Source organism: Oceanococcus atlanticus, from assembly GCF_002088235.1.
Classification (GTDB): domain Bacteria; phylum Pseudomonadota; class Gammaproteobacteria; order Nevskiales; family Oceanococcaceae; genus Oceanococcus; species Oceanococcus atlanticus.
In genome coordinates this window covers 26,134-47,060 of sequence record NZ_AQQV01000004.1, presented here as the reverse complement: position 1 = coordinate 47,060, position 20,927 = coordinate 26,134, and the positions used below count along the sequence as shown (strand labels likewise).

Genomic DNA, 20,927 nt, shown 5'->3' with positions numbered 1-20,927 from the left:
GCGTAGACGCTACGCCGCCTGCAGAGTGTTGTGGCAACGCTGAACTTCGAGCAACGCCTCGGCAATCAGGAATTCCGGAATATGCAGGTAACTGCGCAGCACAATTTCAACCGTCTCTTGGCTGATCGGCGGTGAGGCGGCAAAAAAGTGGCGCACACGCTGCAGATGGAGTGACCGCGTACTGGAATCAAGCGACATAGTGTTATCCGGCGTAGTGAACATCACCATCATCACCAAGCCGATGTGAAAACTTCGTCAGTGCCCGTTCCAGCATGCCGACCATGAATGATGGCTCTTGACCTAAAGCCGACTTCAAGTGACACGCTTATGTTGTTGCCCCACCGGGGCCCTTGTTCAGGAAACACACCGTGAGCGTTACCTTTCATGTCATTGCGCTCGGCATTGGCGCCACACTGATCGTTGATCTGTGGGCCTGGCTGCGTCTACGTATATTCCATATTCAGCAACCGGATTACGCACTGGTGGGACGCTGGTTTGGCCACATGCCGCACGGCCGGTTTCGTCATCAACGCATCGGCGACTCCACACCCATTCGAGGTGAACTGATCATCGGCTGGACGATGCATTACCTCATCGGCATCGCCTTTGCGGCGCTGCTGATCGGCTTTACCGGCCCGACCTGGCTGCACACCCCCAAGCTCTTGCCTGCACTGACACTGGGAGTAACCAGCGTGGCCGCGCCTTTTGTCTTGATGCAACCCGCCCTCGGCGCGGGTCTTGCCGCCCGGGCGACACCCCAGCCCGGCCGGGCACGCGCCCACAGCCTTGCTACGCACGCCATCTTTGGCATCGGCCTGTACCTAACCGCGGTAGCACTCAAGACTCTGAGCTGAACCTGAGACCGTCCATCACCCCGCCTGGCGCAGAAAGCAAACGGCCCGCGTAAAGCGGGCCGTTTTCATCCTGATAGCACTGCCGATCAGCGGTTAAGTGCCTCCGCAACTGCGGCAAACACATCGACCAGACCATGGCCCTTATCGAACGAGGTTGGCGTCGTCGGATTGGCTGGGTCAGCCTGGTACGCCGCGCCCGTTGTGATCGGTCGAGCGGTGTCTTCGAGAATGTCTTCAACCTGTGCCGGCGTCAGGCTCGGGTTGGCCTGCAGCATCAGCGCGACGATCCCCGCAATATGCGGCGCTGCCATCGAGGTACCGGACATCGTGGCGTACTCGTTGGAGCCGTTGGTGCCGGTCAGACAAATCGGCAAGGTCAGGCGGCACGGCGACAGAATGCCGTCCCCAGGCGCGGCAATGTCCGGATAGGTGTTCACCGCACCAGCCAGACCACGCGATGAAAAATCGGACATCGGTCCATTTTGAATGCCGCTGTCCTGGTCATTGTAGGACGCCACACAAATCACACCCGGCGTCGGATCTACACAGGTCGGGCTGGTGTTCTGAACCGAACCATCGCCACCATCATTACCAGCGGCAAACACCACCACCACGCCGGCATCGACCAGCGCACGGGTGGCAACCGAGGTTGCGCTGCCCGGGTCATAGGCACCACCACCGGCGCCCCAACTGTTGTTCACCACACGAATGGCCGGGCTGACCTGATCATGGTTATCCAGCACCCACTCCAGACCCGCCAGCGCATCATGCATGCTGATCGCCGTGCCGCCGGATACGCCATACAGCGTGGCACCGGGTGCCGCGCCATGATAGATGCCGTCGGAAGCCGCACCGGTCCCGGCAATCGTGCCGGCCACATGGGTGCCATGACCGCCCGCACTGATGGTGTCTGAATCAGTGACCGGAATCGCGATACCGGTCAGCGGCACGAGTTTGACGTTACCGCCCATGCGGTCGGACAGATCCGGATGGGTGCCGTCAACGCCACTGTCGACCACAGCCACACCAACGCCCGCGCCGTCATAAGCCACACCGCCAACAGCACCATTGAGCACATTCTGACCGCCGGTGGCCTGGTGCGAGGTATCCAGCAGGTACTGCAGCGGCTGGTTGTATTCGACCCGCGAGACCAGACCGGTCAGGGCCAGCGCCTGAAACAGACTGGCCGTGCCGGTGGCGCCAAATACGCCGATGTTGTCGAACACGCCGTTGATATCCAGCCCCACCGTCTGAGCTGCAGCAATCACCGCATCCAGCTCAATGCCCTCAGCGGGATGAACGATGGCCAGGGTGGCTGTGGTGGCGTGGGCCACCTGCGTATCGATCGCATTGAACAGAGCGCTGTTCAGCGACAGTGGACCAAGAGCCTGGGCCGAGGTGACCATGGCAAGCGAAGCGAAAGCGCTCGTTTTCAGCAAGCGCGCGAGTGAGTGATTCATGCAAATCCTTTCCTAGATTTTCGCCAACGGGTCTCTAACCCGACGAGTTTCCGCGTGCCGGAAGCCGAATCACCATGCCGCTTCGATCCGATATCGCCAGGGTCAAGCTGGTGTTCGCCTGACGATCGATCTAGCACGCGGATAAGAAGGAGCACGAACAACTCCCAGGAAAGGTTCCACACCCGTCCAGGTTGAAAACCCTGGATACTCCCCAGCGTCAGCGCGGCTCTAAAATCGCCAGTCCAGACGCAACCGCACTTGCCGTGGCTCAACCGGATGGAAATGAATATCCTCCACCGCACTGTTTTCGTTTTCGAGCTGTGATGCATAGAAGTACGTGATATCGGCATCGCTGCTGTCCAAAACGTTATACAAGCCAAGTTCCAGCTTCGCGCGTTCATGCAAGCGATATCCGACCTCAAGATTGACGACCGTGGTGGAATCCGAGCGCACGCTGTTGTCTTCGATCAACGGCGCTTTGCCCAGATAACGCACACGCACACCAGCCGACCACCCCTGAAAGTCGCTGAGCCCCAGCCCGGCTGACACCACGTGCTCGACGGCGCCAGGTATGCGGTCAGCCGGGCTATCGATATCGAAGCGGGCATGTGACCACGCGTAATCGATATCGGCGACAACCCGTGAAAATGGGCGGAAGTACGCCGCAGCTTCGATGCCGTAACGCTGACTGGCATCAGAGGCTTCCGTCGCACCACCATCACCCACGTAAACCAGCTCGGAATCAAGCTCAAGTGCCCACAGGCTCAGCGAGGCCTGAAGTTTCTCGCTTGGTCGCCAGACCGCGCCTAGATCCGCGCCATCCGCAGCCACCAGCGGCTGCACAGGCCTAACCTGGGCGAAGTTGTCATCAGCCGGATCAACCCGAATCACCGTTCCGCGCGCATCGTTGCTGTGGAAACCACGCCCCAAGTTGGCAAACAACTCAATACGCGGCGCTACCGACCAGGTCAGGCTGAACTTTGGTGCGACGATGGTATCGCTGGTTGAACCGGAATTGTCAGGCGTATCCGAACGCACATCAAAGCGGTAGGTGTCTGCCCTCACACCCGCAACGATACGCAGCGTGTCCGTTAATGGCATCTGCCATTCGGTAAATACGCCAAGGCTGGTTTCGTCAACCTTGTCCAGACGCACGGTGCTCAGGCGCTGCCGCGCTTGCGTGGAGAACAGCCCGACATCCCCAATCGCATCGTGTCTCAAATCTGCGCCAAGCACGAGCAACCCAGACATGATGCCCTGATCGATGGGCAGATGACGGTGCGCTGAGGCACCGTAGATTTGCCGACGATCAAGCTGCTCAAACTGATCACCGTTCTGCGTATCCTCAAGGAAATAGGTGAAGTTGGAGAACAGTTGCAAATCGTAACGGATGGCATAGACATCCAGCGCCCAATGCCCAACGCCTTCTTCCTGTTGCAAGCCAAATGACACGCTGTAACGTGACGTCTTGCCGCCAACCGTTGGATCAATCGCACCCAGGGGTGAAATGAGGTCAGCGCGCACCGCCCGGAGCGGGATTTGATCAGTGGCATCCCATTCGCTGTCGTAAGCCATCAATGTCAGGTGAAGGTCGCGCTGCGATGTTTTTTCAGCGTATCGGGCCAACAGCTTCAAACTACTCAAGTTCTGATCCAATACCCAGGGGCCATCGTAGCGGGTGGCATCTACCGCCATCAGCAGCGTCCCATCAGCCAAACGCGGAGCGCCAGCCATCATGGCTCTTGCAAAGCCGTCCTCGCCACCAGCGAGACTGAGCTGATTCGCATCCAGCGTGCGACGCAATCGAAATTGCGCGTTGCCTGCAGCAGCAAAGTCCCCGACATCAGCGTAGTAAGGGCCTTTTCTGTAGCTCAGGCTCTCGACCATCTCCGGAATTACAAAGTTGATGTCCGAATAGCCCTGACCGTGCCCATGAGACCGCATGTTGACGGGCATACCCTCAACAAAGGTGGCGAAATCCGTACCGTGGTCCAGATTGAAGCCACGCAAGAAGTATTGATTCGCCTTGCCTTCACCGCTGTGCTGCGTGGCGATCATGCCCGGAATGAACTCAAGCAATTCCGCCATCCGCGTTATGGGACGCGCCGCCAATTGCTCTTGCAGGACCACGCCTTGAGAGGCGCTGACTGCTCCTAAAGCATCCGAGGATTCGCCGATGACGGTGACATTCTCAAGTTGCGTTGCAGGCAATCCGCCACACAGGGCGACAGTGCTGAACAGCGCGATGGTCAGAGCGGCGAAGGATCGAGTGAAAGCCGTAAGCTGTTTCACGCTCGTATTGTCTCCATGTCCATTGCATTTGGTCTTTAAGACCTCGCACCGAACGCTACTATCGTGGCGAGATTTGCTGAGCATTGTTTTTCTGAACATCTTCAGCCTGTGACTGGTGCGGCGCATGTGGCCGCCACTGCCTGTGCGCAAGACGATGTTTGAGCTCGCTCTTGATGTCTCGCGCCCACAGCGCGCTAGCATCGGTGTGATCTTCTGGGATGTTCTCCAGAATGGACAGGGTCGCGCGGATCTCATCTTCTCCGGAGGCAACCTGACCAAGGCACGCCGCGACGATCCAGTCGGGCATCTGCGTACTCAGCGGGGCGCAGCTCGCACGCGCCCGCGACCAGTGCCCCGTTGCAGCTTCAACCGCAGACAGCACCAGCAACGCTTGTGGATCACCAGGATGTGCATCCAGGTGGCGCTTGAGCAAGCGTCGTGCACTTACAAAATCGTGTTCATGCTGCGCACGCATGGCTTCGGCCAGATCAGCGTGAACACCCGAAGGCAATTTCAGGTTGCCGTGTCCATGCACAGCGCCAGCCTTTGCTGCCAACGGCGCAAAAAGAAGAGCCGCGAGAATCGCGGCCCTCCTGATACTTCTGACAACCCTACTCACTGGAACACGTCCGAAAATGCTGAGTCATCCTCAGGAAAATCGAATTGTGTCGTTTCGATACTCACCGGCTCCAATGACGTGTTGGTGGGGTCAACCAACTCAAGCAATAACTCATCAAATGCCACAACTGCCGGCGTGGGCTCAGGCACTCCGGACAGTTGATCATTGGTCTCGCATGCCGCCACAAACATGACGGCCACAGCCATCAGTGTTAGCCGGCTCATGCGCCCGCTCCAGCAAACGGCGGTGCCAGGTAGGGGAAGCGCTCCAGATACGCTGACGGATCAGGCTTGGCTCCGTCGTTGGCCACGGCGCCAGCGTTCACCACGACAGGTTCAGGGCCAGAAACATCGCAGGTCTGCAAACTGTTCTGATTGGTCCCATCAACGGCACCAAGAACAACGTTCAGTGCAATATCCACCACGTCATCAATCGGGCGGCGACCGTTCGGGAAACCACTTAGATCGCAAGCCAGAAAGCCCAGGTCACTCTGGTCAGCCCGCGCGGTGGCAGGCACGGCAGTGTTTAAGCGCAGCATCTCGCCGACCCCAGACTGATTCTGTGGCTGAGTGAAGTTGAAGCTTGAACCATTCACATCAGCGGTAATCCCTGTCACAAAGGCAGCGACAAGATCGTTGCGAGGTGTTGCCGGAACCAGTTCACCGCCCCCTTCATTAAACAGGATATCGAGCAGAACCGGCAGGCTGGGGTTGGTCACGAAAGCTGCGAACTGGTTAAGGTCGTCCTTGGGCTCACTGGCGTTAAACGCATCTTTGCGATCCAGGCCGATCACGACCTCATTGACCAAAGGCGAGCCCAGGCGAGAAACCTGAACGGGCGCGCCTCCTTCTACCGCAGGCCCGGTGTTCGAGTCAGCGTTAGCCGGCGCCTGCGTTGCCGGATTCAGGATACGGCCCTGCGGCAAGCTCGCCGTTGTCCAGGCACCGATGATCGCCCCCTGGCCACCCGTCAGACAGCTGATCGGCAACTCCAGTGCCAGGCTCGTGATGTTGGTGTTCCCAATCACATTACTGCGTCCATCTCGAGGCCCGAAAGGATTGAGATTGACCAGATCGAAAACTTCGCCAAGGTTGACTACAAAACCTTCGGCTCGTTGACCGGCGAATACGCGCCCCTGGCCGCAGCCAGGAATAGATATGTCCCAAATATGGTCATCCGCGTAAGCGGCATAATCACTAAAACTCTTTGTGCCGATATTGTCTACCGGCTTTGCAAACTCGCTACCACCCAGCTCGGAGTTTTCCGCCAACGTGCTGGTACCGGTGCGACGATCACCCGAGATCATTCTGAGCTGATAACTCTCTTTAACCCCCACGAAGTCGGTATCCGCGGCATCGGGCCCAATCGGACCGATATTGATCAGGGGTACGCTGATCTGGGCACCATCAATATCAAGCACCGCGGGTGTAAAGCTCAGATCGAAGTCGAACTGGAAGGTCAGATCTTCAATCGCATCCCCATCGTTGTCGATGTGAATCTCGTAGATGGCCTGCGGGTCCAGATTGAAATAGTTTGGCCCACCGTATGCATCCTGCAATGGCAGGTAGTTTGCAATCAGGGTCACAAAGCCTTCACGCCCGGGCTCGTAGCTCCGAAACATGTAGAAATCAGTGCCATCAACTTTAGGCATTTCCGTGATGAACGGCGCCTCGCGATGACTGGATGACAGCGCGGGAAGCGCAAGGGTTGTGGCGAATGCGGCCACCAGGAACTGCGAACGTCGCATGGGAGTCTCCTTCGGATAGACCCCCTCTTTACGGATGTTTAACCGCTTTGGATGCAGTGGCCACAAAATCGCCCGTAATTAAGCGACCTATGGGGTCGCGCTAAGCGCGTAACCCTGCCGGGGAAAGTGCACGTGCACAAGGCCAAGAGCACTTGTTGCCCGGCGCAAAACAATGCGTTCATCGTTCACGCAGGCGAGCTCTCCAGTCACCGCAACAACACCATAGTCCGTGGGGGCAACCTGAACCCGCCTCCCCACCGCGAATTCACTGTCTGCGTTGTGGGCGGGCAAAGGACGCGGCTCAACATTGCGCGCCGCGGACCACGCGGCATCCGCATCGATTTCTTCGCGATGACCATGCCCAATGCGGGTCATGCGCTCGAACCAGTCGCGCACCCGCGGACCGCCGGGCGGCCCACTTCGTGAACAGCTCATGTTCAGCCAAAGCGGGTGGTAGACGGCAAAGTCCGCGAGCGCGGGCTCATCTCCTGTCACCCAGGCTTGATGGGCAAGGCGGACTTCCAAGGTATCGAGATGCCTGGCAAATAGCACCTTGGCCTGAGCGCCTTGAGCTGGGCGTACAGATGCCCCTTTCATGAGCCGCACCCGATCAGCCACGAAGCGAAACATGCCGACCGGCCCCATCCCAACCAACAGCGTGGTCAAGAGTTTGAGCGGCGATACCGAAGCAATAGCCGCGAAGAAAATCTCTCTTTCAGCTTCTTGCATCAACGCAAGCGCATCCTGATCCATGGCATTCACATCAAGCCTTTTTTCACCGCTCAATGCGACGATCTCCTGCGTGATGATGGCGGTATCACAAAACACATCAGCCCCCATCTGAGCCACAGGTATACGCCGGTACCCACCTGTCAGCTCATCCAGGTGTGGGCGAGGCGGCTGGATGGGCGCAATCAGAGACTGCCACTTGAGCCCAGTGAACCCCAACATCAGTCTGATTTTCTCAGCGTACGGCGACTCGTCATAGTGATGCAGGATCAAGGGCGCTGTCATGGTACGAGGTCTTGCTTCAATAGGACGTTCAATTCTGCCTTATTTAGCGTCCCACGCCGCACTTACTCGCCGGCGATCAGCTCCACCGCCTGAGCGAACCCCTGCCGCCCAGAGCCATGTTCAGCTAAAGCATCAAGTGCTTTACGGGTGACGAGCATCCAGCGCTGGTGCGATAAAGATGGGCGGATTCCAAGCAGGCTTTACGCCTTCTAGACCACAAAGGCCTAGCCTGCCGTTTTTCTCACCATCCTTGTGCCAGATGTCGACACCACGTGCGAACTGGCGACTGGTCTGCGTGCTGCTCACCGCCAGGCACCTGAAAACTTAGCGGTGGTCTTGTCGGCGTTTTTCATCCCCCCTCTGCTACGCAATGAACACACCAAATCACTGGACGCGGCCAGTAAAGGTATTTAGCCTTTGGCAAGTTTCTCGCGCTAATAATGCACCTGCTCGTGGCTGCAAGCTGACAAGGACGGCAGAGCCTGTCGGGCTGTTTACGAAAAGCCATCGATCACATGTCGAAGGCAAAACGCACTCAGAAGCCAACTCAACAGTTGGCTAAATCAGGGGGTGGAAGCATGCCCATACTGAAGCCACTCAAGAGCAGCCTGCTGGTTTCTTGCCTGACTGTTGGGTTTAATTTGCCAGCGTGGGCAGACGAATGTGATTTGCCGGCGTCGTCAGCCGAATGGCCCATCATGGAATTCGTGTTCGAGGACGACGACCCCAGCACCAGTTCGCCGCTTGACGCCCTGAATCCATTCACTGGCTACAGCACCGACCAAAAGAAGGCGATAGCTGAATTTGAGTGCTACCTTTCGAAGGTCGCTGACTATTACCGATCCATGGGCTTCAGGGCGCCGAACCTGTCCACCGTGAAGGGTAAGCATGGCGGTCAGGCATATCGGGTCAATGTCTACGATTATGCCGATGACGACAAGATCGCCAAGGCTGCCCCGCGCAAAGATAGCTCATCAATTCTCATTGCAGACTTGTCCCGCGCCGTCGTCGATGGCAAGCCCGCGCGGCCCATGTATGACCATTTGGCCCACGAGCTTTTTCACAACGTTCAATATGCCTACTTAAGCTACGAGCAAGTCGACAATCGTGAGTGGATTCTGGAGGGCCAGGCACAGGCCGTCGGCATGGAGGCCGCTCGCACCTTGGCTGGTGTTGATCTGCACAAGGTCAAGAAGGATGGCTTCCGGCTCGGCGGCAGGCCCTATTACAAGACCCTTTGGCAGGTCGACACCAGCAAAGAAGCCCAGGAAGACTATCGGACGTCCTCCTTCTGGCGTTACGTCGCCGAGCATATGGCGGCGAGCAAGACGAATGGCCGCGCAGGCCTGAAGCCGATCACCCCTGACTACAGCTACCTGACGACGGTCTTGAGTCAGCCCCTGAACGATCGGGCATCCGGCCCTGCAGATGGGCAATGGCTGGACCGCGGGCTCAAGCAAGCAAGCGGGCTCGGCTTGCAGCGTTTGTACGCCGCCTTTGCATCCACCTTTGCCGGTTACGTGCCAGACCGTCTTACCAAGGCGCCCGACGGCACGCCGCAACAGGCGCAGGACAACTGGCTCAAATACGTCTTTGGTGGCTGCACCGAGTTGGCACTCTCGGGCAGGGCCCCGTCTGCGGACACGCTGTTACCGCAGCGCAAGAATGGCGCGCGCTGTTTCAAGGTGAATGTCGCCGGTAGCGGTCGCGCGGACGTGTCGCTGCAGACGCGCGCCGAAACAGTGACGGCTCTACAGGCGTTGCAGATCGGGACTGCGGGCGGCACGCGCATCGGCAGCCCCCAGATTGTGCCGTCACCCGCCGGGGGTGGGTATCTCGGGCACTGGCGCTTTCGCATCGACGGCGGCGTACCGAACGTTTTTATCGTCAGCAACATGGCGGCAGATCCCGCAACCACGCTGAACATGGACCTGCGTCTGAATGCGACTTACAGCCGTTGGGTCAGCGACTTGAGTCAACCGCGAGTACAGTCCAAAGCAGGCGCACAAAAAGCGGCACCCGCCAAAGCGAAAACAGCCCCTTCGAAGCCGGCCACAGCCAAGGACGCGACCCGCAACGCGGCTCAAAACGAAGTCGAAACCGGACTGGAAGCGCTAAGCAGCCAGAGCGCACTGGGCGCCCATGCCAACTTTGAGAGGAAGCGCGCGCGCTGCGTGAAACCCTTTGGGGCCAGCAGCTGCGGGCCGATTACCTCCATTCAGTTGTCGCTGACCCCGGGGGCGATGGGCGATATGACCCAAACCACCGGCACGGGCGGGGCGCTGGCCCAATTCATGGCGCAAATGACGGCGATCGCGGACCACGGCGCCTTGCAGACCGATTCGCAGTGGAAAAAGGCCATGGAGGAGGTCAGGGACACCGAAGGCTCCACGGTCACCATCACAATTCCGCTGATCGAGTACGGTTTCTCGGGTGCTTTCGACAATGCGGAAATTGTCGTGAACGGCGGCGCTGGGCGTGGCAACTTGCAAGCCAAGGGCCCAGAAGACGCCATTCCAGGCCGGGGGCAGGAGTATCGCCAATCCGGTCGGGTCAACATCGTGGAGTTCACGCCCTACGTGATGCGTGGCCGCTTCGAGGCCCAGCTGACCGATTTGAGCGCAGTGGACTTCAGCAAGGCCGGCGAAGACATGACGCTGCCGGTTGATCGAACGATCAGCGGCGAGTTCGTGATCGCAGCACCCTGGGAAGGTGACCCCGAAGCGGCGGATTACCTGCAGCAGACCACCGAGGCCGCTATGCAAGACCTATCCCAGGCCTTCCCCAGCCTGGGAAATCAGGACCTTGCGTCAATCATGCCGTCCGGTGCGCAGGGCGGGCAGCCAAGTGGAACCAGCGGCCATCTGCCGTCCAGCCCTGTGCAGGACTTCCCGCGCTGCACCTGTGACTGCCAGCCCATTGCAACGCTCTCGCCGGAATGCAAACCCATCTGCAAGGTCAAACTCCGCGCTTGCTGGGCCGAAGACAGCCGCCAGAAAAAGCTCGCAGAGCAGCTTCGGCCCACAGCTGAACCGGCTGCCTCCGCTCGCCAGAGTCGCGCTGAATATATTGAGGGCCTGCGCCGTGAAGGCATGAGCCAGGCGCAGATCGACCGCATCATGCCCGGAATCGACGCCTTCTGGGCAGAAAACGGCGGATGGCCGAAGCAGTGACGTTTTTGGCGGCTTGCACCGCACGGTCGCTATGAGACCGACGCTCGGCTGTCGATGAGCGTTTGTTCGCACGCAACGCAAAGGATACTTAAGTATGAAAAAGGCTCTCACCATCTTGCTCTCGATGCTGCTAGCAGGCATCGCTCATGGCGCCGATCTATCAAGCGCGAGCCTGTCCGGCAAGTGGACATTCACCCATATGATTCTGGATGGCGAAAAGACAGTGCCCGTCAATCTGGGCATGGAGTTCCTGCCGTCGGGCGAAGTTGTCAATTACAGTCGCGCGGGTAAAGAGAAAAATCGCGGCAACTACGTCATCGATCAAGGGGTGATCACCTACACCGACAAAAGAGGCCCACAGCGCTGGGAGGTCAAGCAGTTTGATGGGGACACCTTGATCGTTGATCACAAAGGCGCCGAAATGTTTTTCACAAGACCGTAGGCGCAGAAGTGCCCTAAAGCGATGTCTCAGCACCTTCAGAAAGAGTGAAATGTGATGTTGAAATTGAAAGCTGCCGCACGTCATACGTTGCTATTGGCCGGCTTCATCAGCGGCGCCGCGCATGCCAAGAACATCAAATGGCAAGTGGACATTGAAGGACAACCACCATTGTCTGGAACGATGGTGATGCCTTCAAAAATGGGGCCACTGACAAATTTCAACCTGATCGGCGCGAATGCCATGGTCAGCTTCGGCGTCAAGGGGGAATCCCCGACAGAGCCCTACTCTGCCCAGGTGCTATACCTCGACAGCAAACTGGCCTGCCACCGCGGCGCCGGCGATGTACAAACCGACGAAGTCCAACTCTCCCACGAACACGACAAAATCATGATTTCCGGAACTATCGGCTGCCGCAAAGGGGATGGCGAAGTGGTGATGCACCCCATCGCGGGTTGGTTTTTCAAGTAGCCGGCGCGTCATCGACCCGGGGATCATCCGGCCGGTTGTATCGAATCGAAGCCCTCACACCCGCCAGCCTTACTTGGCAACGACCACAACGAAGGTCCTGAAACTACGCAGACACACTCTGCTGCGACTGGCGGAGCGCTGGATATTGAACGCCTGAGAAGGGGCGACTGCTACCGACCCTATGGGGTCTCGGTGCTTTGTCAGGTTCGTGCCTGAAGGAGGGTTTCAGGATTCTCAGAAATACCCCGATTCGCGTTGATGGCGGATCCGCAGGACCAGGGCAACCTCGCCGTTGTCTTCCAGGCTGTACATCGCAACATAGCCGCTTCGACCACGAGAAATCACAAGCTCACGTAGCCCGTGACTCAAAGGACGGCCGATCAATGGGTGAGCTTCGAGCATGGTCACAGCTCCGGTGATCAAGCCAATGGTCTCAGGAGCCCGTTCCGGGAATTCATCAACGAGAAATTCTGTGAGTCGCTCCAGGTCTTCAAGGGCAGCGGCCGAATATACTACTTTCGCCATGATTGCGGCTTCGGCCGACTTGCCTTGCCGCCACGTGCCTTATTCAGAATGTAATCGTGAACTTGGTTTGCGGCGTAACCTTGGCCAGAGTCGCGAGCGTGTTGCCTGGCTTCAATGGAGTCCTCAACAAACTGCTGATGAAGTGCGTCTTGCTCCGTTGCCCGTCGGATAGCTTCTACCATGTAGGCATGCGGAGACAGATGTTGCGCCTTGGCCAAGTCTGCGGCCCTCGCTTTCAAGTCGTCAGGCAATTTCAGTGAAGTCGTTGACATGGCACACCTCGCTCGTTGGTGTCACTATAGTAACACCTGCGGCTTTTGGCTGAAACTCTTCGTCCGCTTTCGACCCAAAGGAGACCATCAAACCACCCTAATGTAAATCCGCCTAGTCCCCGATAGCGGTCGTTCAGGACTTGCCCCCGTGTAAGCACTTTCCTTACGGATTCAGCTGGCTCAGCGCACCGCAAGCGGTCCAATTAGGGTGAATGCGATACGAGCAGAAACCTGCGTGCCAACCCTGCTTGGAAAGGCGCCTCGATCTGCCAACGCTTCAGTGCCCAATTCGGGGATTTGGATGTACGTCTTATCTCCGCTGACTGCCTTGACTTCGCCCTGAAACTTCTTGGCGGAACCGCTTTTATCTCGAAAAAAGCAACGTCGAGCGTACCGAATATGGCTCGCAACGTGTTGTTGGCGCAATTCAGAAAATGTGGCAAAGGCTCTTGGGAAAAGGTGGAGATGGTAATAGGCAACAGCCTGCGCAAACATCAACATAGGATCTCTTGAGAATCGTTCGCTTTCGAGAATTGCATTGACGGCAGCCGCAAACTTCTTCCAGTCAATCTGAGAATCTCGGGATCTTAGGACCTTCCATTCGAATGTTGTCTTCACCTTTTCGAATAAAAGATCAATGGGGGGGTGTAGTTCGCGATTCTCTATATGTTGGATACACTGATCGATGAAATTTGCGACGCGATTAAAGTCGTTATCGTCGCTATTCTTGTTGCTTGACACTTTCGCCAGCATAGCGGCAGCGACCACATGACAGATTCCCAGATGTTCGCGCTGTTGCGCGTGTTCAATCGCCAGTTTAATTGCTTCATCAAAGTCTAGGTTGCCAGCAATCTTTGCAATCAAAGAATTTACCAAGTCGTCTCTCGGATCCTCTTTCTGAGCGCGGCTATTGCCGCCGTAAAGGCGCATTCCTTCATCAACAAAGCGCAGGGATTCACAAAGTGATATCCGACGTTTTTCTTGATCAGATTCAGCAAGAGCCCCTTGTAGAAGGATGCCTCCGGATATATGAAGAGTGTGTAGATCTAGACCGCGAGGCGAGCACGCGCGTTCCAGGTGCTTCCATGCCATGGGAAGGCCACTATCTGCGGAAATTTCCCCTCGCTGAACCTGCTGAACGATACAGGCGGCTTGCGAAGTTTCGATTAGCTCGATTCGCTCCTCACTCTTTGAAAAAATGTAGGGAGAAACCGCTTTTGCATCTTCAAGCTCCCGATAGGCCCATTCAAAATCACCAATTTCTGACTTTATCCACAGTCCTCGATGGTGAGCAATCGTTCTATCTTGATCAGGAAAGGTGGCAATTGCAGTATCAAAGAGCTTCAATACTGCATTCGCGTCCAGCCTTTTCAGCTCGCTCCTTCGGTTTACAAGAAGTTCTACAATAAATTCTCTGTAGGCCGGATTTGAGCTTACGCATCCAGCAAGTGCCGTTTCCAATACCGTGGCATCTGCTTGACGATCAGTGTCTCCTGCTCGAACGATGTGCAGCAATACCTCTGTAACAACGTCATTGCGCGTCCAGATTGCATAGCTTCCAACATCGGACAACTCCGACTGATCAAGAAGCCCCCAAAGGGGTTCCCCCGCCTTCCACAGGTTCTGCCAATCGGAAAAGCTTATGCCAACTGCGGAGGCTAGTACCTCTATCGGAATTCCTATTCTTAACGACGAAGTAACGGCAACAATTTCGTAAATATTTCTCGCGATCTGTCCTAAATCATCGGTTTCAACAGCTTCGGCTAGCTCTTTGATGACTCGTTTAGATGAGTCTAGTCCGGTATATGCGCTGGTAAGTGATTGCCGGATGCAGCCCTTAGTTTCTGGAAGGAGAAACCAGAGCGCACACAAGATGTCTTTTGAGTGGCGAGCCTCCTGGCGCTTAACCATGCCGTCGGCTTGGTCTAAAGATTCACACAGACCAAGCCGTACGAGATAATCTGGAAGCCTCGCCCACTCAGACTCCGTTAGATCCAAAGGCACGGTCAACCGAGAGTCGAAGCGAGAGCGAGATTCCAAGCCGCCATCTTGGCCTCCATCAAATTCTTGCTCGTATGGTCTGCCGCAAACAACTACGCAAACGCGGCAGTTCAGCCGACTCTCTAAGCCAACTACTGCATTACGCTCGAAATCGGCTAGAGCCAGACGATCAACCAAGATGGCGAATTTTTTGTCTCCAGTGGCACTCTCGAAGTATGCCGAGTCGAGTTCTTGGATGGCTTGGGTAAATCCTATGGAAGTTGGGTCTCCGCCCGTGGGTCTAAGCCAGTACGCTGGGACGCCCGCAGTCGCCAAGTCGAATCCAATTCTCTTGAGGACTGTGGTTTTTCCAGTACCCGCCTCTCCGTCAAGTCTCAGAATTGACAGTTTCTTCTCGGTAAGTAGCCTTGAGATTTCTTCAGAGGCCAACGAAGAAATGTCGCGGCGGAAATCGATTTCTAGGTCAAAGGGGGCCCATTCAAGACCAACTGGCCGAAATAATTGGTCTCGTGCCCAGAGTGAGTCAGGTTGATTGGCGCCTTTCGACTTGCTTGGGATTTTGAATAATCTGTCGGCAACCGACAACTCGGCTTTGCCAATCGTCGATGCCGAGTCAAATAGTTGGAGCTGCGCTCCTTCACGTTTACTACTTTTAGATACGAACTCATAGATGTCGCCATCTAGCTGATATAACTGTAGCTGTCCCGCACAAACTCGCTCCACATTTTGATAAAAGGCATCAGAATGGAGCTCACAAAAAACCATCTTTGTTGGCGCTTGGGGCAAACATGCCACCAATTCGTTCACAAAATCTAGAAACTCCTGCCCCATCTCTGATATTCCAGAAACAAAAAGAGCACCTGACCTGACCTTGTCGTATAAGAGCGGGATGAGATTGCGCCAATATCGACGGCGCACCAAGTAGTCTTCTGCCGAACAGGGAAGTCGAATTTCAGGTCTGTTGTCGACGCAGCTTCCGAGCAATCGCAATGCTGGAATTTCGCGGGCTGACAAGGCTTGGCGTGAGGTGCCTAGCTCGATGAGGTCAGATGATGTCCCCATCTTGCTCTGAACGGATCGTATCTCGACTTCTAGGTTGCGATCTGGAGCAAGCGAACAGATAGCCTTCCATGGATGGCTGGCTACTTCAGCCAAGTGGGGGCCTTTCCCAAGGTTCGGCTTTTGATAGTACGAGAGCAATTCTGATGAGAGGAGCTCCGCTGAGGCCAGCGTGGCAAATCTGCCAGTTAAGTCGATGAAATTTCGTGCCGAAGAGACGTCGACGTTTTCGCCACCTGGAAGATGTCCCAAGGCTTCTGCCAAGCCTGGCAAATGACTGGCATCCCCGGATGTTGCCGGTCCATATAGAAGTGCTGCACAGCCGTAAAAGCTCTCAATCGCTTGATTAATTGAAATGTGCTGCATTCTCAGTTCTCCCACTGCAAAGTGGCACTCTCAGCCAATTTTTCGTCGAGGTAGCGCGGAAATTCTGCACTCGGGAATTGCGGGGGCATGTATGGCGAATCTGTCGCAATGTGTCTGCAGACCTCTGCCAGGAATAGTGCGGCCGCAGTGTTGCTTGCTGAACATGCCTTGATAGTCAAATGCTTATCGGGGCCATCTTGTCCATCATTGATGTAGTAGGCACCTACTCCGAGTACAAAGATTGCTTTGGGCAGGGTATAGGTGGGGCTTGGAAAGATGTTGTCCTTTGAGATCTGTTCACTGTGCTCCCGTACAGCAGCCAATACGGTCTGAAAAATGCTTGTGCAATCCCTTCCATTGGATCCGTAAAAAAAACCTAACCCGATTGTCTGTCGTGGCTCATAACTTAGGCCTAGAACAGAGCTCATTTCTCGTGTTCCTTCAAGAATCTCAACTAGTTGCGCCTTGGTGAATTCGCTCTTCGAGTGGATATGGCATCTGAGGGAAGGGGGAGTCACCACACTAAGCCAATCGTTCCGGAGCAATGGTGCTGAAATTGAATGGTCACAGACCAAGATGTCCGTCTCCTTAGATACACGACCTACTGGAGCTATCGATCGCACAAATCCCGTGCTGACCGACAGGGAAGTTGGCAAATATCCCGTGAGAAAGTCCATTAAGAGGGATTCACGCCACCTTCCATCTGACGGCCAGTGCTTATCTCCGATGAGGAATCTAAGGCGGTCCTTTTTGATTTCCAGCTCTTCGTTTATGGATTTCAGCAAGCTTCCTAGATCTGGCTCCATCGCAACCTCAATCGATACTCCCGGTATCAAAATAGCAGCTATGTAAGTTGCGTGGGAGCATCTGCCAGAGCATCGTTGATGCTCCTTGGTTCGAACAGTGAGACGGGGTGATACATCGCTGCTGCTCGAACTGTTTGTCCATGGCTCTAAGAGCGTCCGGTTTCTTCGCGTCGAGGGCTTCTGAACGCTGAACTGGCGATGTCTGCGATTAGCCGGAAACATAGTTCAGGCACCGCTATACAGTGAGAATTTCCACACCAAGGTCGGATGGTACTTGGCTGAAAAACCTCGAACTGGAAAATTTATGTTTTAAAAATTCTGATACGACTCCGCAAGAGGCAACGTTGAGCCTCAGTCATTGGAAGTGCTTTATTTGTGAAATGTGCAGCCATGGCGCACAAAATGCAGTGATTTTCAATCCCATGACAAAACCGAGAATGTGTTTGCATCGAGGTTGATCTTCGCTGACACCGTATTTGGAATGAGGGCCCCGAAACTGTTTTTGCCTCGAAAACGCATGACAACGTAGACGTGATCGCCACGATCAGAGAACCGAGTCTCAATGTGATCGTATGAACTGGGGTCCTTCATGTTGCTTTTCACATGCTTGACCAAAGGTGGGTAAGAGCCGTCCCATTGAGAGAACATGGCGTGAATGGTTTTCTGGCGTTCAATCTTGCCCTTGTAGAAAGCCACCTTCTCTTTGAATCCGGCGTTCTTGGGGTCCAACTTTGCCAGTTTCTGGTAGATCTTCAGGTTGTCCTCGTAAGGCTCGACCGGCAGGGCCTTGGCTTTGGTCAACAAATCCTTGATTTCGGCATTGCGCTTGGCCTCGGTGGCTTTGGCTTTGTAGTTGGCGTGACCAGTACGGTACTGACTGTTGCCAGAATCCAACTGGACGAGGCGTGCATACGCTTGAGCCTTGGTTTCGTAGTCGGTGGCAGCGGCTTGGCGCACGCGTGTCTCCAGCGTTTTGATTTCCACTTGCGCGGCCCGCTGCTTTAACGCATTGATAGGTTCGCCACCGATGTCCTCGAACTTGCGAACAATCATGTTGGGGAATGCGAAATCGCCAGCGGCCAGTCGCTCATCCGCTTTGGCGATCAGTTCTGGCCCTTGGCTCTTCCACTCTGCCAATTTTTCGGCCTGCAGCTTCTCACGCAGTTCCTTTTTCGCCTGCATGTCGGCTTGGGCTTTTTCATGCGCTTGGGATTCCGACCAATTGGATGTGATCGTAGAGAAAATTGTGCCGACGATGAACACGCCCAGCGTAATACCAAACCCTCGGCCACTGTAGGATTTACGACCCATTGACGGCAGAGCGCGATCGCGCACAAAGGGCAGACAGAATCCACCAAACAAGAAGAAAAACAGACCTGCATACAGGTCATGCGTACTGCTGGTCATTTGTATGGCGCCCACAAGCATGAAAATCGCGCCAATGAGTGTCGTGCAGATGTCCAGCAGGGACTTGAGCCAGGGTTTCATCTCGGATTGCGGTGACGCCGCTGCCGGGGAGAAAATCTCCACCGATGCTTCAGACGCTGTTGAGTTGTCCTGCTTACCAGGATCTACTTCGCCGCAATGCGGGCATGTGGGTGCTTGCGCGGAGACTTTGCCGCCGCAAGTTTTGCAAGTTGTCAGTTGCGCCGTACCCATCGTGTCCCCCTTGGACGTATTCTCGTTCTGTGTAACGTGGCCTGCGAAAACCATAGCACCACGATGATGCACATGGTGGAATGGACGAACAAAAGCGCTATGACAAGTATTGAGCTGTAGTCCAAACCTCGCTAGCTGCCACTTTCTGGGCCCCTGTTTAGGGTGAAGGTCCGCTTGCTTGATCCTGCCCTTCTCATCGATCGCAGTCCGGATGACTGCTAATGGCCGGCTGCAACCACTCATAATCTGGGCAGACTTTATTCCACAGGTTGGACAGACCTTATTCCACGTGGACAGACTTTATTTATACGGAACAACAATCGATCCGCCTCACACCGCACTACTCCACAGTGACTGACTTAGCCAGATTCCGTGGTTGATCGACATCCGTACCTTTGAGTATTGCAACGTGATACGCCAGTAACTGCAGCGGAATGGTGTAAACAACCGGCGCGATAAGGTCATCCATATGCGGCACAGCGGTCACCCGGATGGCGGGCTCTGAACGTATACCGGTATCTGCATCCGCGAAAACATAAAGCTGCCCACCTCGTGCCCGCACAACTTCAAGATTCGATTTGAGCTTGTCGAGCAGATCGTTGTTGGGTGCCACAACAATGGTTGGCATGTCTTCATCGATCAATGCCAGCGGACCATGCTTGAGCTCGCCGGCCGCGTAGGCTTCGGCGTGAATGTAGGAAATTTCCTTGAGCTTCAGGGCGCCTTCCATAGCAATGGGGAACTGCGTGCCGCGGCCCAGGAAAAGCGCATGCTGCTTGTCGGCGAAGTCTTCCGACAAGGCTTGAATGGCCTTATCCATCTTGAGCGCGTCCTCCACCAGGCCTGGCGCCTTGCTCAGATGACTCACCAACTCGGCTTCACGGGCAGACGTCAGACGGCCACGCAGCTTGCCGAGCATGCCGGCGATCAGCAGTAGCGAGATCAACTGAGTGGTGAACGCCTTGGTCGACGCCACGCCGATCTCTGGGCCTGCGCGAGTCATCATGGCCAGGTCAGACTCACGCACCATAGAGCTTTGCGCCGAGTTGCAGATCGTCAGCGTAGCCAGGTAGCCGGCACTCTTGGCAAAGTGTAAGGCGGCCAAGGTGTCGGCGGTTTCGCCGGACTGCGACAAGGTCACGAACAGCGTGTTGCTGGGTACAACCACGTCGCGGTATCGGTATTCGGACGCCAGCTCCACATTGACGGGCACACCGGCCAGTGTTTCGATCCAGTAGCGCGCCACCATGCCGGCGTGATAGCTGGTGCCGCAGGCGACGATATGTACATTTTCGGCAGTGGCCAGCAATTTTTCCGCCGCAGGACCTAAGGATTGCGGCAGCAGGGCGTCGTGGCTGATGCGTTCCTGCAGGGTATCGGCCAGTGCGCGGGGCTGCTCGAAGATTTCCTTGAGCATGTAGTGGCGATAACCACCGCGATCGGCCACATCCGATTGCGACGCTTCATGCACAACCCGCTCAACGGCCTCGCCTTGCGCATCAAACACCTGCCAGGTTTCGCGACTCAGCTGCGCCACGTCGCCTTCCTGCAAGAACACCACGCGCTGGGTCACCGGGACCAGCGCTGCGACATCAGAGGCGACAAAGTTCTCGCCGATGCCCAGGCCCAAAACCAGCGGACTGCCAGAGCGTGCCACCACCAGCTCGTCCGGCGTATCCAGGGCCATCACGGCCAGACCGTACGCGCCTTTGAACTGAGCCACCGCAGCCTGCACTGCCGCCAGCAAGCTCGGGCAACGGCGCAACTCGAAATCGATCAGATGCGCAATCGTCTCGCTGTCGGTTTCCGAGACAAAGACATAGCCCTCGGCCACGAGCATTTCACGAATCGTGGCGTAGTTTTCAATGATGCCGTTGTGGACCACTGCAACCCGCTGGCTGGACACATGCGGATGCGCGTTGCGCTCGCTGACCTCACCGTGGGTTGCCCAGCGGGTGTGCGCGATACCCAGAGCACCGCGCACTGCGGTGTTGTTGAGCGTGTCCTGCAAGGCCGCGACCTTGCCCACCGCGCGGGCCAGCTGCAGCGCGCCGTTGTCGACCACCGCCACACCGGCCGAGTCGTAACCGCGATACTCCAGGCGCTTGAGGCCTTCCAGCAGAATCGGTGTCACATCTCGCTGAGCTATCGCCGCGACAATACCGCACAT

General features: G+C 56.2%; 16 protein-coding genes and 1 pseudogene. 4 read left to right on the top strand and 13 right to left on the bottom strand.

The features are described from left to right. Positions 1-9: 9 nt before the first annotated feature. The gene (locus ATO7_RS14565; RefSeq protein WP_083563016.1) at positions 10-198 is read right to left on the bottom strand and encodes a hypothetical protein; all 189 of its coding nucleotides are present in this window, start codon (positions 196-198) and stop codon (positions 10-12) included. A 170-nt stretch (positions 199-368) separates the two neighbouring features. Here ATO7_RS14565 and ATO7_RS14560 point away from each other — a divergent pair, with 170 nt between their 5' ends. Next, positions 369-854, top strand: a complete 486-nt coding sequence (locus ATO7_RS14560; protein WP_083563015.1) for a DUF2938 domain-containing protein — start codon at positions 369-371, stop codon at positions 852-854. An 86-nt stretch (positions 855-940) separates the two neighbouring features. On the opposite strand, the gene ATO7_RS14555 is transcribed toward ATO7_RS14560, so the two are convergent. The 6 genes from ATO7_RS14555 to ATO7_RS14535 form a co-directional block, all read right to left on the bottom strand. Beyond that, entirely contained in the window at positions 941-2,314 is a 1,374-nt protein-coding gene (locus tag ATO7_RS14555; RefSeq protein ID WP_083563013.1) for a S8 family serine peptidase, read from the bottom strand. A gap of 228 nt (positions 2,315-2,542) precedes the next feature. Beyond that, positions 2,543-4,606: a TonB-dependent receptor gene (locus ATO7_RS14550; protein ID WP_158523223.1), complete on the bottom strand. Its 2,064-nt coding sequence runs from the start codon at positions 4,604-4,606 to the stop codon at positions 2,543-2,545. A 58-nt stretch (positions 4,607-4,664) separates the two neighbouring features. Then, positions 4,665-5,141 (bottom strand): tetratricopeptide repeat protein, encoded by a 477-nt coding sequence (locus ATO7_RS16975; RefSeq protein WP_158523222.1) that lies wholly within the window; start codon positions 5,139-5,141, stop codon positions 4,665-4,667. An 80-nt stretch (positions 5,142-5,221) separates the two neighbouring features. After that, positions 5,222-5,431 (bottom strand): hypothetical protein, encoded by a 210-nt coding sequence (locus ATO7_RS14545; RefSeq protein ID WP_083563010.1) that lies wholly within the window; start codon positions 5,429-5,431, stop codon positions 5,222-5,224. 14 nt (positions 5,432-5,445) lie between these two features. Then, positions 5,446-6,951, bottom strand: coding sequence for a DUF4331 domain-containing protein (locus ATO7_RS14540; RefSeq protein ID WP_240499491.1), 1,506 nt, complete (start codon positions 6,949-6,951; stop codon positions 5,446-5,448). Between the two features lie 108 nt (positions 6,952-7,059). Beyond that, on the bottom strand, positions 7,060-7,986 hold the full coding sequence (locus ATO7_RS14535) for a glutathione S-transferase family protein (protein ID WP_083563006.1): 927 nt from the start codon (positions 7,984-7,986) through the stop codon (positions 7,060-7,062). A 578-nt stretch (positions 7,987-8,564) separates the two neighbouring features. Between ATO7_RS14535 and ATO7_RS14530 the strand changes: the two genes are divergently transcribed. From ATO7_RS14530 to ATO7_RS14520, 3 genes are all read left to right on the top strand, one after another. Continuing rightward, the gene (locus tag ATO7_RS14530; protein WP_083563005.1) at positions 8,565-11,159 is read left to right on the top strand and encodes a hypothetical protein; all 2,595 of its coding nucleotides are present in this window, start codon (positions 8,565-8,567) and stop codon (positions 11,157-11,159) included. Between the two features lie 94 nt (positions 11,160-11,253). Then, positions 11,254-11,601 carry a hypothetical protein gene (locus tag ATO7_RS14525; protein WP_146680381.1) on the top strand — a complete coding sequence of 116 codons (348 nt, stop codon included), beginning with the start codon at positions 11,254-11,256 and terminating at the stop codon, positions 11,599-11,601. 54 nt (positions 11,602-11,655) lie between these two features. Next, on the top strand, positions 11,656-12,069 hold the full coding sequence (locus ATO7_RS14520) for a hypothetical protein (protein WP_083563001.1): 414 nt from the start codon (positions 11,656-11,658) through the stop codon (positions 12,067-12,069). 234 nt (positions 12,070-12,303) lie between these two features. Here the strand turns inward: ATO7_RS14520 and ATO7_RS14515 are convergent, their stop codons facing one another. The 6 genes and pseudogenes from ATO7_RS14515 to glmS form a co-directional block, all read right to left on the bottom strand. Further along, positions 12,304-12,594: a type II toxin-antitoxin system RelE/ParE family toxin gene (locus ATO7_RS14515; protein ID WP_083562999.1), complete on the bottom strand. Its 291-nt coding sequence runs from the start codon at positions 12,592-12,594 to the stop codon at positions 12,304-12,306. Positions 12,595-13,046: 452 nt separating this feature from the next. Continuing rightward, positions 13,047-16,292, bottom strand: a complete 3,246-nt coding sequence (locus ATO7_RS14505) for a P-loop NTPase (protein ID WP_146680380.1) — start codon at positions 16,290-16,292, stop codon at positions 13,047-13,049. Positions 16,293-16,294: 2 nt separating this feature from the next. Then, complete coding sequence (locus ATO7_RS16970) at positions 16,295-16,720, bottom strand: hypothetical protein (protein WP_158523221.1); 426 nt, start codon at positions 16,718-16,720, stop codon at positions 16,295-16,297. A 15-nt stretch (positions 16,721-16,735) separates the two neighbouring features. Continuing rightward, a pseudogene (locus ATO7_RS17270) lies at positions 16,736-17,098 on the bottom strand (DUF6602 domain-containing protein); the annotation flags it as partial. Between the two features lie 414 nt (positions 17,099-17,512). Further along, positions 17,513-18,757 (bottom strand): zinc ribbon domain-containing protein, encoded by a 1,245-nt coding sequence (locus tag ATO7_RS14495; RefSeq protein WP_146680379.1) that lies wholly within the window; start codon positions 18,755-18,757, stop codon positions 17,513-17,515. 340 nt (positions 18,758-19,097) lie between these two features. Next, a complete protein-coding gene (gene glmS, locus ATO7_RS14490) occupies positions 19,098-20,927 on the bottom strand; it encodes a glutamine--fructose-6-phosphate transaminase (isomerizing) (RefSeq protein WP_083562990.1) in 1,830 nt (609 codons plus the stop codon).